Raw genomic sequence first — 15,065 nt, 5'->3', positions numbered from 1 at the left:
TTGACGGTGAACGGTAGCTAGCCGAAGGTCGAAGGTGGCAGGTCGACGGCCGATAGCTGACGGTGAACGATCAGCGGTCAACGACCAATGCCATTAGGCTCCTGACAGGTCCCCGGGCGAAAGTTTTAGCGAAAATTGATGTTCGGATTCGACCCAAGGATAAGGGAATATGGTACATTTTATGCGACTGGGATAATATGGGACAGGAGATTGATAGAATGAATCATCCGCTAATTCAGCAACCCCGGCAATTAAGGCCAGCAAACGCGAACGTAATGAATGGGATAGCCATCCGAAAAAGCGGGAAATGGATTCGATTATTTGCAGTTGTTTTCGGTGCCGCTGCAGTCACATTGCTCTTCTTCATTCGGCCTGTCGCCCGGATTCAACAATCCAGTGAATTGCCGATTTTATGGCCTGTTGCGTGTTTAACCTTACTGTTGTGTGCAACGTGGGGCGTTCTATTGTTCAAGGTTTATGCGAAGCAACGGCTAGCAACGATGGTTGGGTTGATCATGATTACACTCGCATTAGGTTACGGGGCAATGGTGAGTGCGGTTTATTTGATCCAAGATCGCATGCTTTACATGTCCCCTGCATTGTCTGAAAGAGCCGAAACGTTTGTGGCGAGCCATTTTCCAAATCGTGAGCAATTGATCGTGGAGCCGAATGGCCATGTCCAATTACAAGGATGGTTTATTAATCAATCCGCTGCTGAGAGCGCGCCGTTGTTGATTTATTATGGCGGAAACAATGAAAATGTGCCGCTAAGCTTTTTTGGACAGCTTGAAGGTTGGAATATCGCGTATGCGAACTATCGGGGATACGGGCGGAGTGAAGGCAAGCCTGATGAAGGCAATCTGAAAGCGGATGCGTTAACCACCTTCGATACGCTTGTCCAAAGAGAGGATGTCGATCCCAGCCACGTCGTTATTTTGGGCAGAAGCTTAGGGTCAGGCGTTGCGGCATATGTGGCGAGCCAACGTGCAGCGGCTGGCGTTGTCCTTATTTCTCCTTATGATACGTATGAAAATGTTTTGCAAGATTTATTTCCGTTGTTTCCTCCGTTTCTCATGCATAATCATTATAGATCAGCCGAGCTAGCGCCAAAGATCACGACACCGGTGTTAACGCTAATCGGCGATCGGGATAAGACGATCTCACCTGCCAGATCACATGCCCTTATGCAGCAATGGGGTGGCGAGAAGCAGACGGTGATTGTAAAGGGAGCGAATCATAACAGCATAGTCAACTATTCAATCGTACCTTCGGAGATCCAACGCTTCTTGGTGCAGTTTCAACAATGAGAGTTGAGGGAGAGATGGCCATGAATGATCCTAGTTTCGTAAGCTTATTTGGCGATATGCCGGTGTTTATGCAGTTTTTCTTCGCGATTATCGTGATCTTAATTGTTGGCGGCATTGTTACAGGAGTGGCAAAAGCCGTATCAACCGGCTTATCCAATCAAGCGGCTGAGCTGCTTACGGAATATTGCCATATCGTCAGCAAGCGGACGAGAGTTTCTGGCGGTGATGGGGATTCTAGCGCGAGCACTAGTTATTACATTACATTCGAATTCGCGAATCGCAGCCGAACGGAATTCCGGGTTACCCCGCGGGATTATGGGCTGCTGGCCGAAGGCGATTATGGCTACCTGACATTTAAAGGGACGCGGTTTAAAGGATTCGACCGTCATGAACAGAATCAATATGATAGCAACTAACCACTATACGTAGCTGGGGGACATCGTATGCAATTAAGCAAAGGGCAGAAGATCGATATAACGAAGGGGCGTGCCTTGAAGCGGTTGACGCTTGCGTTTGGCTGGACGGTGAAAAACCCGAATGTAAACGTAGATGCTTCCATCTTCATGTTATCTGAAAATCTGCGTTGTGAGCGGGACGAGGATCTAATTTTCTACGGGAATCCATATTCGCTCGATGGCGCAGTCGTGTATACCCAAGATGAGGCCGGCGGCAAAGGCACGCTTAGCGTCAAGCTTGATCAGGTGCCGGACCGAATTGCTAGGCTTGCTGTTACGGTGACGATTTACGAGAGCACCAAACGTGGGCATACGATGCAGGACGTTTCGTCTTTGTACGTGAAGCTGAAGGATGAAGAGCAGGGCGGAGCTGGAGAGATCGCTTCCTATGACTGTGGGGACACGGTCTCCGAAGAAACGGCTATTGTGGTAGGTGAGCTGTATCGCCACCAAGGCGAGTGGAAATTTAGCGCGGTGGGCAGCGGTTTTCATGGCGGAATGGAAGCATTAGTGACGCATTACGGCTTGGAGCTGGAGGAATCGGACGCGTCTGCGGAAGTTGCTGCAGCGGCGGCGCAAGTTGAGGAAGCCCATCCGGCAGCCGTAGTGGCGGAGCATCCAGCGAAGCCGATTTCAACGATTGATTTGCGCAAAAAAGCGGTATCGATCACTTTGACCAAAAAGAACATCGCTGGCGTTGTCGCTCGCGTTGGGGTCGTGCTCGACATCTCGGGCTCCATGCACTCGTTGTACCAAAACGGAACGGTGCAGGATGTGGTCGAACGCATTCTGGCAATTGCTTGCCAATTCGATGACAACGCCCAATTGGATGTATGGGTGTACGATAATGAGTTTTCGCGCTTGGCGCCGGTGACGGAGCGAGAGCTTGAGGGATATGTGAAGAAACGGATATTGAACGATCCTTCGGTCCATAAATTCGGCCGTAACAACGAGCCTCCGGTCATGGAAGATGTCATTCGCAAATATACGGTAGAAGAGGAATCGGAGCTGCCTGCATTCGTTATTTTTATCAACGATGGAGGCGTGCTGAAGTCGATTCAGAAAGTGATTACCCGCTCGGCTGTGCTCCCGATTTTCTGGCAATTCGTTGGCATAGGCAAATCGAATTTCGAGGTGCTAAAGCGCCTTGATACGATGGCCGGTCGCGTTGTCGATAACGCGAATTTCATCCACTGGGACCGCATCGAGACGGTGTCCGATGAGGCGCTTTATGACCGGCTGCTGGATGAATTCCCGCAATGGCTGGAGGCTGCGAAGCAGAAACGGATTGTTCGCTAATAGTCTACGGGCACCTAAACAGTAGTCTTCTTATAAAACTCCTTTTTATCACTTGCCTCAAAAAAAGTGATCGAAAGGAGTTTTTTTGGTTTTTCAAAAAACATATATTTTTTGGAATCTTATTGACCGACCGCCGGTCGGTGGATTATAATTTATAAAAATTGGAAGAGGTGATAATCGATGGTCACAAGGGATTATCTGAGAATGGAAGGTGGCTATTTGAATCGCATGCTTAAGGGATTGGGTAAAGTTGTTTATAAAGCAAGATGGATTATCGTCATCGCATGGGTCCTGATTATAGCGTTAGGTGGAATGAATGCCAGGGGGCTGGATAGTGTTCTCAGTGGTGGCGGAATGCAAGTATCAGGATCCATGGCAAAACAAGCAAGTGAGCTATTGTCGAAAGATTTTGCAGGCCGGTCTGAAACGTCACTGACACTGCTTGTTCGTGATCCTGATCATGAGGCGGGCACCCCGGAGTACAAAGATAAACTTCAGAAACTGATTACTCGCTTCAAGACGGAGGAGGGAGTATCCAGCGTATTAAGCCTATTAGATGCATCTTCCGGCATCAGGCAAGGGATGATTGGTACGGATAAGCATGTCAGCATTGCCTTCGTGGACATGAGTATTGCGTCAGATTATTTAAGAAAGAAGCTGCCTGATTATCAAGAACGATTAAAAGCGCAAGCTGATTCCTTGAACATCCAGGCAGATTTACTCGGTGCAGCTGCTTATGCAGGGGAAAGTGATAAACTATCAGAGCAAGGGCTGGCTAAAGCAGAAACATTGGCTTTCCCGCTCATCATTATCGTCTTACTGTTTGCTTACCGCTCGGTAGCTGCCACGCTGACGTCCTTATTCGTTACAATTGCTGCCGTGATCTTAGCGATGGGCATCATTAAAGGGGTTGCAAACCATGTAGAGCTTTCCTCCTTCGTTACAAGTTCTGCCATGATGCTAGGGCTTGGAGTAGGCATCGACTATTCTTTATTTATTGTTAGCCGCTTCAAGAAGGAACTTGAGAGCAAAAATAAGGAGGAGGCAGTGGTGCACACCGTACAAACGGCCGGGCACACCGTCCTGTTCTCCGCGATTACGGTTATCGCCGCATTGTCTGCTTTATTTATCGTCGACATGCCAGTGATTAAATCGATAGCGTTTGGCGGAATTGTGGTCGTATTTGTTACAGGCTTGGTTAGCATAACGCTGATGCCTGCACTGCTAAGCATATTAGGCACGAATATCAACAAGTTTCAGATTCCCCTTCCGAAGCGTCCAGATCAAACATTAAGCGGTTGGATAAAATGGACTTATATGGTGATGAAGCGTCCGTTTGTTTTTTTAATTTTATCGTTGGGGCTTCTACTAATCTTCGCTACGCCCGCGTTAAATATGAAGCTTTACTCGCCGGACTTCCGCGTCCTCCCCGAGAACAACGAACTGCGTCACGGCTTTGAAACGCTCGAGGGTTCGTTTGGAAAAGGTGTGACAAGCCCGGTCAATATTGTCTTGAAAAATGAAAAGCAAAAATTGGATACTTCAGAGGCATACACGAAGATTATGGAGTTGCAGAATAAACTGAAAGTGGAAGAACATGTTGAAGCAGTGACGTCAGTCGCTTCGTTCTTGCCGGGCGTACCTTCATCTACTGCAGCAGAAGTTCTGCAAAGTGGAAGCAATAACTTGCCAATGGATGTACAGAAAATGCTAGGGCGCTTCCTGAGCACAAATAAGCATGTTGCTGTAATCGAAGTGAAGCTGGATTCCTATGGATCAAGTGATACTAGCCGCGAGTTCGTCAAAAAATTGCGGGACCAGATATTGCCGAACGCCCAATTCACCGACGGGACAACCTTCCTTATCGGTGGGGAAACGATGTCGGGCATCCAGTCATCCCAAGAAGTAAATGAAAGCCTTTTGCCGGCCTTGGCGATTATGCTTGGTTTAATTTACGTCATTCTTTTGTTCACATTTAGAAGTATTCTCCTGCCGTTAAAAGCAATCATACTTAACTTGGTTTCAGTTTCCGCGACTTACGGAATTCTCGTATTTGTTTTTGCTCAAGGGCATGGAAGCAGCATTTTCGGGGTCACGGCCAATGGATATATCATTCATTTTGTTCCTCTCCTGCTGATGGCGCTTCTGTTCGGATTAAGTACAGACTATGAAGTGTTTCTCGTTTCACGAATGAAAGAAGAATTTGATGATACTGGTCACCATGAGCAAAGCATAGCGACCGGAATGGAGAGAACCGGTCCGTTGATTACAGGAGCAGCTTTATTAATGCTGGCGGTGTTTTCCGGGTTCGCGTTCTCAGGTTCATTGCCAATTCAGATGATTGGATTTGGGATGGCCGTAGCAATCGCCCTAGATGCAACCATCATCAGGATGCTGCTTGTGCCGGTCACCATGAAGTTACTCGGACGATTCAGTTGGTGGTATCCAGGCCAAGGGCAAAGCCATATGAAAAAGAACCGGGATAGTGCCACTGCTACAATTGAAACACCAAAAGGTTAAGTTGCTAAGACCTCCCATTAGGGAGGTTTTTTAGTTGGACGAAATAAGGAAACGTGCAATTACACGATTAATAAGAATGACTGGTGCTCCCAAGAAAACGTGGCGTACAGGCACAGATGGGCCACTGCCCACATACACTATAAGAAAGTTGAGGATGAGTGCGCGGAGAATTGGATTTTCACTCGCGTCATAACAGCATGGAGGTGGCCTAATCAATGCCTGGATTATTTGCGGCAATAGCATTGTTCATTAAACAATTATCGCTTCTTGTGTCATACGTCAAAAACAATGCGTTTCCACAGCCGCTTCATGAGGAAGATGAGATGAAGCATTTGCAGCTGATGGCCGAGGGCAACCAGCACTCGCGCAACATGCTCATCGAGCATAACCTCCGGCTGGTCGCCCATATCGTCAAAAAGTTCGACAATACGGGAGAAGACCTCGAAGATCTCATCTCGATCGGCACGATCGGTCTTATTAAAGCCATCGAGAGCTTCCAAGTCGGCAAAGGCACGAAGCTTGCTACGTTCGCCGCCCGTTGTATCGAGAATGAGATATTGATGCACCTGCGCTCGCTTAAGAAAACGCGCAAGGACGTGTCGCTGCATGACCCGATCGGAACGGATAAAGAGGGTAATGAAATCACGTTGATCGATATTCTCGGCAGCGAGGCCGACGATATCGTGGAGAAAGTGCAGCTGAAGATTGAGAAGAGCAAGATATATCGGAACCTTGATATTTTGGATGACCGTGAGAAGGAAGTTGTTGTAGGTCGGTTCGGGCTGGAGCATGGCGGGGAAGAGCGGACGCAGCGGGAGATTGCGAAGGAGCTGGGGATTTCGCGTAGCTATGTTTCAAGGATTGAGAAAAGGGCGCTCATGAAGCTATATCATGAGTTTTATAAGGTGAAGAAGTGAATTTCCTGAAAAACAGACTGCTCAGCATTCGAGCAGTCTGTAACTTTCTGTATATCTTGAAAAAAGACGTAGCGGTTAATACTCTGGATGGTGTATTAATTTATTCAAAACGTTCATTACGCTCTAATTCATAAGCTAGTTCCCACTCGCGAATTGAATGTATTTCAGTGCAAAAAGACCGTTCTTGATGAGTATCCTGGTTTGAAATGATTGTATTTTCATGTTCTTTTAATTCTAATAATAATGGAATATATCTTTGCATTAGTTCTGCCCGCGAACCACTCCATGAGTTCGGTCTAAAATTATGCATAAAGTGGGATAGTATCATAGTAGGATCGGATGAATTCCTGATCAATTAAATTGCGAGAGGAGCCCACTCTATTCCATGTTCAGAATTATTATAAGGTATAATTAATTTTGATATTATTGGATACCTAGTCTCTTATCAATACTGCACCACTTAAGAATAGTATCTTCGTCGATGGTAGAAATCGGTACTCGAGCAAACTGTATAGTTTCAGGAATGAGGCGAGTCATCCTAGAGTTAACATTATCATCTTTTATTAAATGACATCTAAAAATATTATTGGATGGACCAATGCTATGGTTAGATGATCCGCTTATTAATTCTAGCGAGTTTTTTTATATTGCTATCGTAAACTTATTTGCAAGCAACTCAAGTTTGAATCATTTATCTTTACTACTAGAACAAAATAAAACATCATCACCAGAAAAGAAACGGAAAATACTATTTGCAGCGTATGAAGCAAAAGCGTCAGAATGGATACTGGAGCAGAAAGGAAGTTATTCTGGCCTTGACACTTGGGGCGCGAGAACCATATACATAAAATTTTGAAATGTTAGGTTCCATAATATGATAACCCTCCTTATATTAAACTTAGCGCCTTTTCGATCGGAAGCGGAAAGACGACGATTTGCCCCCAGTTCAAATGTTCTGTGAGATCATAAAAAATATGAAAAGGAAGTAAAATGATGAATCGTACCTATATTGTAAATCAGTTATCAGAAAGGCATTTTCAAGATTTAATGAACTTATACAATGAAAGGTCATGGACCAAGACAAGAACGAGTGATGAAGTTCGAAAAATGATTGATAACTCGTATATATTTGGTTTATGTGATTCTGAATCAGATCAACTAGTAGGATTTACGAGAGTCGTGACTGACTACGTTTTCAGAGCAACGATATATGACGTTATCGTTTTGGAACAATTCCAAGGCCAAGGGTTTGGAAGGTTGCTTCTCGAAGCGGTCGTTAACAGTACATTAATAAAAGGTCTCGAACGCGTTGATTTATTTTGCGCAGATCAAAACGTGTTGTTCTACGAAAAATGGGGGTTTCAAAAAGTTCCAGTAACCACCAATTACATGAGCTTAATTAAATGAAAACAAAGGAAATGATTTATTAAATGAAGCTTCACACTTACAAACTGGTTGGCTGTGCGATTGAGCGTTGTATATCATATACCTCGACTAACGTGGATTAATAGTTCAATCACCGCCTTTATACCCCAGATACAGTATGATGGCATTTCCGCTCGGCAAAGCGTACGCCGGGCTTATTTGCGTTGTCAGACACGTCCACATTCGCCGTGTACGGTTCGTTGTGGCAGTTGTAACAATACAATACCGGGGCGCACTATGATATGGGGTAACAAAAAGGTCTTCCAGTATTTCGACGTAAAGAATACCGCTGGGGCGAAAATCGCGGTTGAGGGACATGGATATATTGCGACGATATTTACGCTTACGTATGGTCGCAAGTCCACGAAGGGCTAAACATCAATGACGCGAATGATGAAAACGCCCCTTCCGCTATGGCATCGCTCGTGGCGTTGGAACAGGCGGGAATGTCGCGGATTGAAGCCGAAATATTCACCATTCAGAAGAAGCGTCTTCAACTATTAGACTTCCAAGATGCACTATCGCCCGACGATATCGTCGAGAAAGTGCAGTTGAAGAAGTGAACGATGAGGCCGCTCCTTTGCGATGGTCCGAAATGGGGTTCTTCGACAATTCCTTTCATTAAGAGGAAGAAGAACAACTTCCGCAAAGATTAGTGGAGTTGAATCATTGTATAGGTACTTTCTATGAATTCGTGTCTCGAACACATTCAGCCAGTTATGCTTATTCCCTTGCTAGCCGGACTCAGCACCAACTATATTTGGATTATATACATTCATATAGCATTTACTCGAAAGTACGATGGTTCTTGGATGAACCTTTGCCGGAACAATCCCCCTCCAAAATCACATCACCTACAGATGGTCGATCCACTCCGGCTATGGGGTGTTCTATTAGCGAAATTTTTTCAAACCTTGTAAGCTGGGCTATCTTTGGATTATTTGTCCGGGGATTAGTTGTTCAACCATTTCTATCGTATGAAGGCTTTAATGGCACAGTCAGTACAAGCTCAAACACTTTTAATGATGGTGGAACTTCCGGAGGGAATAGTGGCAATAAATCAGTAGGTGACGATGCACAAGCAGAAGACGAATCAGGGGAAGCGGGATTTGGCAATAGTGGAGAAAGTGGTTACGATGCTGAGTCTGTAGGCGATGAAAATTCCACTGACCGAGCCAAGCTAGACGCAAAAGCCAATGGCACATATATTGTTTATAAAACAAGCAAAGGTCAATTTGTGAAAGAGCATAGTAATGGTGAAATCGAACGGATTGAAGAACGGGATCTTCATCATGAGTGAGCCGGCAGCAGCTATGTTTTTTTGGTAGGTAACAATGGCAGTGAGAAGAGCAAGATGCACAATCTAATATTAGATCGATTAGGAGTAAGCGTAAATATAGAGGCAGATGCCTCGCACTTCTCTGAATTGACTAGAAATCATGAACTGCTTATTTTTTGCATGACGATACATCTATTGTTTTTTCAACTTCGTTCACGCCTTCTTCATCCATACAACACTTTAAAACGATCGTTCCATCATTATTCCAACGTAAAGGCACTACATCGGCATCTTTATTTCCCCGTTGGTCCAACACATCAGTTTTTGAAACTTGTCCAAGGTATTCGGCGAGATGATTAAACTGTCCTGCCCGTTACTTCAAAAAACAATAACGTATTTTAACAGGGGCTAACGTTAATGTTTCGGTTCGACATCGGTTTCGGCAAGCAGTGCATGCAGTTCTGCATTCCGAGTTTTAACTCTAATCTCCCGAGCGAGCTTTACACCGAAACGCGAAGTTTGCTACAAGTTATTCTAGTTATCTCGTTTCTGGCAGATGTTAGTCTATTTGAGGTGGTGAGTTACTATTGAAGATATACTTAAAAAAAGGTTCTGATGATGAAATCGCGAACCATAATTTTTACGCTGCTTATGACGGATTTAAACAAATGGGTTTTGAAATACGCTATTTCCAAGATGTAAACGAATTGTTAGATCATCAAAAGGAAGACATTATTGTTAGTTATGTCGATGATGTCAGAACCATGCTTAGCAAATATGATATTGTTGCACCTGAGATGGACTATCCAGAACAATTAACTGCATTTTTAGGACGAAAAGTATGGAAGTCAAGACTGAGCGTGATTGCAAATAATCCAGAGAATTGGAATGTATTTATTAAACCGGTGGAGGATAAAAAGTTTACCGGAGTTGTGGTAAGAGGCACGGCGGATTTAATAGGATGCGGGACATTCGGTGAAGATCCTGAGATATTATGTTCGGATGTGGTTAAATTTGTAGCAGAGTGGAGATGTTTCGTCAGATACGGGGATATTCTAGATGTTCGAAGGTATAGGGGGAACTGGAGATCGCATTTCGACTATCGAGTTATTGAAGATATCGTCATGCAATTCAAATCCGCCCCAAAAGGATATGCTGTAGATTTTGGTATAACCGATAAAGGGGAAACGTTATTAATTGAAGTAAATGACGGGTACGCACTGGGGCATTATGGAATTTCTTCGTTGGACTATGCGAAGTTATTATCCGCAAGATGGTCAGAATTGACGAATACGACGGATGAATGCGCTTTTTAAACCGTTGGCATTGAATTTGTTAACTCCACCTTCAAATCAGGTGGAGTTTTTGCGTAGAACATACATTCACTGATAAACTATGGTCGATGTGATCCGACACAGGCACACAGCATTAAAAAGTAATGATTCCGCTAGGCAAAATCGGCTATTTTGCCAACAGTCCGCATACCGTACCGAACGGAGGGGGCTGGCGCTCGCTAACGGACCGTACAGCCGTTATTCGCATGAAATAAGCGAATTTTTTTCTGTAACGGACCTCAGCGCCGTTATTCGAGCAAAAATGATGCGAAAGCGGCCGTTTTTGTGCAAATAACGGCTGCTGAGTCCGTTCGAATCTCAAACCCTGACTTTTTCGCTAAATAAAGGCGCTCAGGTCCGTTAGGCGGCCAGGGGCATGAATGGTTGGCTGGATGCAGGCGATGAAAGTTAATCCCTCCACCAAAAATCCCGCTGCTCAGATAGCGGAATCTGGTCCAGATAGACCGCTTCGCCGATTCTAGGGATATGGTGGGGAATGCGCTGCTCTTCGGCTGCGGCCGATAACCTCCGTACAGGTTCGTTCCAATTATGCAGCGCCAAAGCGAATCCTCCCCAGTGTACGGGCAGCAGCACGCCTCCCTGGATGTCGCGAAACGCTTGCACCGTCTCCTCTGGAAGCATATGCGCGCCGCTCCACCGCTTATCATATTGCCCGCATTCCATATATTGCCCGCATTCCATAAAGGCCAGTTCGAACGGTCCGTGCTCTCGGCCTATTCGCTCAAAATGAGGGCCATAGCCCCCATCCCCGCTGTAGAAGAGGCTTCTCGCGCCTGTCTTGATTACCCAAGAGCACCAGAGGGTGGAGTTTTGATCGAAAAGCCCTCTGCCCGAGAAATGTCGCGCCGGCGTGCAAATGAAGCGAATGTCCTGAACGATCCGTTCTTCTCCCCAGTCGAGCTCGATGACGGCATCGGGCGCCGCTCCTATTTTCCGGATTCGTTTGCCGACTCCGAGCGGCACGAGGAACGTGCCAGCTTTCGGAATAAGCTTGCGGATAGAGGAACAATCCAGATGATCGTGGTGATCGTGGGATAAAACAACGATATCGATTGGAGGCAGTTCCTCAATTGTAAGGGGCAGCTTGACGCTGAATCTGCGATTGCGGGAGAAAGGAAGCGGCGACGGGTTTTTGCCTAGCATCGGATCAAGCAAAATCGTTTTGCCTCCAATTTGCAGCAAGGACGCCGAATGCCCGAACCAAACGACCTTGTCTTCTCCGTCACTTAGCGTGCTACGCACAATAGGGACGATCGGGAGCGGCTGCTTCGGCCTTCTCTGCGTCTTAGCCGATAGGAATTCACGAAGCATGGCGACAATATCTCCGGGACTCAATTTCACGATTACTGGGATTTCATTCTGGAATTTGCCGTTCTTGCCTCGCCTTGATTGATTCCAATCATCCATCTGGCTGCTCACCTCATGTTCATTTTGCGCGTTGGCTAACGCGAGCTTTGCATTTGGCCATTGAGGCACCTATGCTTGTTCAACATCACATTTAGTGTGAAATGACAGCCTTGGTTTCTCCGTTGGCTTTTTGCCTTCTTCGTTGATCCGAGAAGAAAGCGATAATAATGCCTGGAATAAGCAAGAAGCTAACCAAATGAAACGTTGAGCTAAATCCTTTTGCCATATCCGATCGAATTTCAGCATTAATCGTTGGCCACAACTGTTTAATTTGTTCTCGATTATGCTCAAAGGCTGCTTTCGTTTCCTGGGTTTGGCTTGGCGCTTGAAGCAATGCTTCTTGTTCACGTTGATCGACCTGTTCCAACACGTTCTCTAATGTCATCTTTTGCTGGGCGTTTCCTTCTTGTAGCGATTCATTGTTCATGGATTGAATGCTTGTAATCAGCCCGTCTTTCATAGGCGCATCAAGTGCGGAAGCTTGGATAGTTTGTATCGCTTTGTCACGGGCAATTGAAAGTTCGTGCTTCATATTGCTGCTCAGCATCGTTGCTAATAACGCGACACCGACTACCATTCCGAGTGTACGAGCCACGTTGGTCACTCCTGAAACGATCCCAAGCTTGTCGGCAGCAATGTTGTTAACAGCTGAACCAAACAGCGGCACAACCGATATGCCAAGCCCTGCACCTAACAGGGAAAGCCGCCACATGACGTCCAAGCGAGATGAATCCGCGTCTAGCCCGCCAAATAAATAGACGGTTACAGTGATCATGGCCAAACCGATGCTTGCCAATAAGCGGCCGCCTATTTTTTCAGACAACGGTCCGGAAACGATAGAAAATACTGTTGCAGTCAAAGAGCTTGCAATGATCGTCATTCCTGCTTCAAGCACCGACATATGGCGTAAACTCGTTAAGTAAAAGGCGATTAAAAAACTTCCAGCAGATGTTCCAATCGAAGTGAATAATAGTGCAGTGGAAGAGGCGTTAAAGGTTGAACTGCGCAGCAATGACAAGGGGAGCATCGGATCTGTTGATCTTCTTTCAACAACGATAAACGAGGCAAGTGACAGTAATGATGCTGCGAATAACGATAGGACGTAGAGGGAACGCCAACCATAATCCGAAGTCTCAATTAATCCTAGTGTGAAGCAGAAAATAGCGGCGGATATCGTTAACATTCCTGCAAAATCCATGTTTTTGCTAGCGGTTTTGTCGTAGGATTCTTGTAATAATAGGTAAGAAACGATAAACGAAACGATAGCAATCGGAAGATTGACGAAATAGACAGACTGCCAATTGAAGTACTCGGTCAAAATGCCTCCAAGTGCTGGCCCGCTTGCACTAGCTACACCTGCTATTGCTCCCCAGATTCCTAGAACAGCGCCATGTTTTTCTTTCGGAAAAAGTTGAATGGCAAGCGGGATGGTGACGGGGACAATGATGGCCGCACTTAAGCCTTGCAGCACACGGAACAAAATGAGTAAATCAAGGGTTGATGCGATGCCGCACAAAAACGAAGTTAATGCAAACAAAACGAGTCCAATGAGAAACAGTTTTTTGCGGCCAAATTGATCCGCTATGCGCGAAGCTGTTAACATCAATACCGCAAATGCGATATTGTACCCATTCATGACCCAACTAATATCACTCACATCACGATTAAAATATTCAGCCGTTTTCGGCAATGCAATATTCACAATCGTCGTATCCAGCAGTGCGATAAAATATCCTAAAATAATTCCAATAAACGTTAGTGCCGTCCTGCCCTTACTCAAATTGTTCACTCGCCACCATCTCCTTCTTTATTGTTTCGATAAATGAAATGGTTGTTTCGCCCCCAGTAATCGATTTAAGAAATCTTCCATCGCAGCAAGAACCTCTGGATCAAAAATACCCGTTCGTAAACTGCCGTCGTCAAAAATACAGTCGAATACCGCGATGATCATAAAGGCGGTTTGCTTTGGAAATTCCACATCGAACAAGCCAGCCTGAACACCTTCTTCGATCACAGATTGTACAAGTGGCTTAATCTCGTTATTGCATCGAATTTCAAACAAATGATTCAGCACTAAACTTTGATCTTGATGGATATAACGCATGAGGTCGCTATGCCAACCTTCAAAATAAATAAAAGATTTGGCCATCTGTTCAATTTTATAGACCGCATCGAATTGGCTGTTGTGTGCAGTCGCTTCCAATCCTTCGATAAGGCGATCAGAATAACGCTGAAGCACATGATCCACTAATTCATCTTTCGATTTGAAATAATGATAAAAGGTTCCTTTTGCAATGCCCATTCGCAGCACAATGTCCTGAACCGTTGTTTTTTCGAAGCCTTTTTCCAAAAACAGAAGTTCGGCCGTTTGTATAATTTCGTTAAATCCTTCGTCACGTGTCCTGGCCATTGATGATCACATCTCTTCCAATTTTTTCTTAAAGTATAGGACACCGACCGTTGGTCGGTCAATAGCATTTTTATAAAAATGTCCATGGAAAATACCCCGGCGCTATCGCTTCCGGGTCTGTTGCCGTTCACTATCGGTAACGCCAGATACGAATGGCGTGCATCGTTGAATGTACGGCGGGGCGGTCGCCTTGGCTGATGCATTCCAGCAATGTAATGGAAATTATGAACTTGCGTTCCAACACTCAATAAGAGCTTCCGTCCGTTTATTGAGGAAGTGCAGGCGGAAGCTGAGCAGTTTGGCGTAGCGTTTCTTGTCCCGCGAACGTAAGAAGCGATTTGCAAGAGTTGAGAGCTGCGGAGCTGATCCGCGGCTTTTTTGTTTTTTCGAACTAGGGGCTAGTGGGGCTGGTGCTCGCTAACGGACCGTACAGTCGTTATTTGCGTGAAATATGCGATGTTATATCTGTAACGGACCTGAGAGCCGCTATTCTAGCAAAAATGGTGCGAAAGAGGCTGTTTTTGTGCAAATAACGGCTCCTGTGTCCGTTAGAATCTCGAACCGGGTAGCGTCAAAAAGTTTGTGTAGTAGATTTATCCATCAGGAAGGCGAAGCCTGTTAGTTGTTGTTGCCCCACTAGGGGGCATCGTTCAAACAAAGGCGCAGGAGGCTTTTCACATCATCCTCCGTA

Annotated in this window: 12 protein-coding genes and 1 pseudogene; 10 read left to right on the top strand and 3 right to left on the bottom strand. The window is 45.5% G+C overall.

Annotated features, from left to right (window positions below):
- Nucleotides 1–218: 218 nt before the first annotated feature.
- From GON22_RS20295 to GON22_RS20265, 10 genes and pseudogenes are all read left to right on the top strand, one after another.
- Nucleotides 219–1,307, top strand: a complete 1,089-nt coding sequence (locus GON22_RS20295) for an alpha/beta hydrolase (protein ID WP_160397945.1) — start codon at nt 219–221, stop codon at nt 1,305–1,307.
- Nucleotides 1,308–1,327: 20 nt separating this feature from the next.
- The gene (locus tag GON22_RS20290; RefSeq protein WP_237179265.1) at nt 1,328–1,723 is read left to right on the top strand and encodes a DUF2500 domain-containing protein; all 396 of its coding nucleotides are present in this window, start codon (nt 1,328–1,330) and stop codon (nt 1,721–1,723) included.
- Nucleotides 1,724–1,750: 27 nt separating this feature from the next.
- Nucleotides 1,751–2,272: pseudogene (locus GON22_RS26215) on the top strand (TerD family protein); the annotation flags it as partial.
- Nucleotides 2,273–2,392: 120 nt separating this feature from the next.
- Nucleotides 2,393–3,061, top strand: coding sequence for a vWA domain-containing protein (locus tag GON22_RS26210; protein ID WP_336604340.1), 669 nt, complete (start codon nt 2,393–2,395; stop codon nt 3,059–3,061).
- A gap of 180 nt (nt 3,062–3,241) precedes the next feature.
- A complete protein-coding gene (locus GON22_RS20280) occupies nt 3,242–5,581 on the top strand; it encodes an MMPL family transporter (protein ID WP_160397943.1) in 2,340 nt (779 codons plus the stop codon).
- 215 nt (nt 5,582–5,796) lie between these two features.
- The gene (gene sigK / locus GON22_RS20275) at nt 5,797–6,498 is read left to right on the top strand and encodes an RNA polymerase sporulation sigma factor SigK (protein WP_160397942.1); all 702 of its coding nucleotides are present in this window, start codon (nt 5,797–5,799) and stop codon (nt 6,496–6,498) included.
- Nucleotides 6,499–7,488: 990 nt separating this feature from the next.
- Complete coding sequence (locus GON22_RS20270) at nt 7,489–7,905, top strand: GNAT family N-acetyltransferase (protein WP_237179264.1); 417 nt, start codon at nt 7,489–7,491, stop codon at nt 7,903–7,905.
- A gap of 431 nt (nt 7,906–8,336) precedes the next feature.
- A complete protein-coding gene (locus tag GON22_RS26205; RefSeq protein WP_237179263.1) occupies nt 8,337–8,486 on the top strand; it encodes a hypothetical protein in 150 nt (49 codons plus the stop codon).
- A 245-nt stretch (nt 8,487–8,731) separates the two neighbouring features.
- Entirely contained in the window at nt 8,732–9,223 is a 492-nt protein-coding gene (locus GON22_RS25795) for a hypothetical protein (protein WP_202113377.1), read from the top strand.
- 566 nt (nt 9,224–9,789) lie between these two features.
- Nucleotides 9,790–10,518, top strand: coding sequence for an ATP-grasp domain-containing protein (locus GON22_RS20265; protein ID WP_160397940.1), 729 nt, complete (start codon nt 9,790–9,792; stop codon nt 10,516–10,518).
- A gap of 426 nt (nt 10,519–10,944) precedes the next feature.
- Here the strand turns inward: GON22_RS20265 and GON22_RS20260 are convergent, their stop codons facing one another.
- The 3 genes from GON22_RS20260 to GON22_RS20250 all read right to left on the bottom strand — a co-directional run bounded on the left by GON22_RS20260 (nt 10,945) and on the right by GON22_RS20250 (nt 14,374).
- A complete protein-coding gene (locus GON22_RS20260) occupies nt 10,945–11,964 on the bottom strand; it encodes an MBL fold metallo-hydrolase (RefSeq protein WP_160397939.1) in 1,020 nt (339 codons plus the stop codon).
- A gap of 91 nt (nt 11,965–12,055) precedes the next feature.
- A complete protein-coding gene (locus tag GON22_RS20255) occupies nt 12,056–13,753 on the bottom strand; it encodes a DHA2 family efflux MFS transporter permease subunit (RefSeq protein ID WP_160397938.1) in 1,698 nt (565 codons plus the stop codon).
- 18 nt (nt 13,754–13,771) lie between these two features.
- A complete protein-coding gene (locus GON22_RS20250; protein WP_160397937.1) occupies nt 13,772–14,374 on the bottom strand; it encodes a TetR/AcrR family transcriptional regulator in 603 nt (200 codons plus the stop codon).
- Between the last annotated feature and the right edge of the window lie 691 nt (nt 14,375–15,065).

Source organism: Paenibacillus sp. MMS18-CY102 (assembly GCF_009789195.1).
GTDB lineage: Bacteria > Bacillota > Bacilli > Paenibacillales > Paenibacillaceae > Paenibacillus_T.
This window is presented reverse-complemented; position numbering and strand designations above follow the sequence as displayed.

Coding starts and splice junctions, on each gene's coding strand:
- GON22_RS20280 (WP_160397943.1), top strand. CDS start 3,242: ATGGTCACAAGGGATTATCTGAGAATGGAAGGTGGCTATTTGAATCGC.
- GON22_RS20290 (WP_237179265.1), top strand. CDS start 1,328: ATGAATGATCCTAGTTTCGTAAGCTTATTTGGCGATATGCCGGTGTTT.
- GON22_RS20260 (WP_160397939.1), bottom strand. CDS start 11,964: ATGGATGATTGGAATCAATCAAGGCGAGGCAAGAACGGCAAATTCCAG.
- GON22_RS26205 (WP_237179263.1), top strand. CDS start 8,337: ATGGCATCGCTCGTGGCGTTGGAACAGGCGGGAATGTCGCGGATTGAA.
- GON22_RS20295 (WP_160397945.1), top strand. CDS start 219: ATGAATCATCCGCTAATTCAGCAACCCCGGCAATTAAGGCCAGCAAAC.
- sigK (WP_160397942.1), top strand. CDS start 5,797: ATGCCTGGATTATTTGCGGCAATAGCATTGTTCATTAAACAATTATCG.
- GON22_RS20270 (WP_237179264.1), top strand. CDS start 7,489: ATGATGAATCGTACCTATATTGTAAATCAGTTATCAGAAAGGCATTTT.
- GON22_RS20250 (WP_160397937.1), bottom strand. CDS start 14,374: ATGGCCAGGACACGTGACGAAGGATTTAACGAAATTATACAAACGGCC.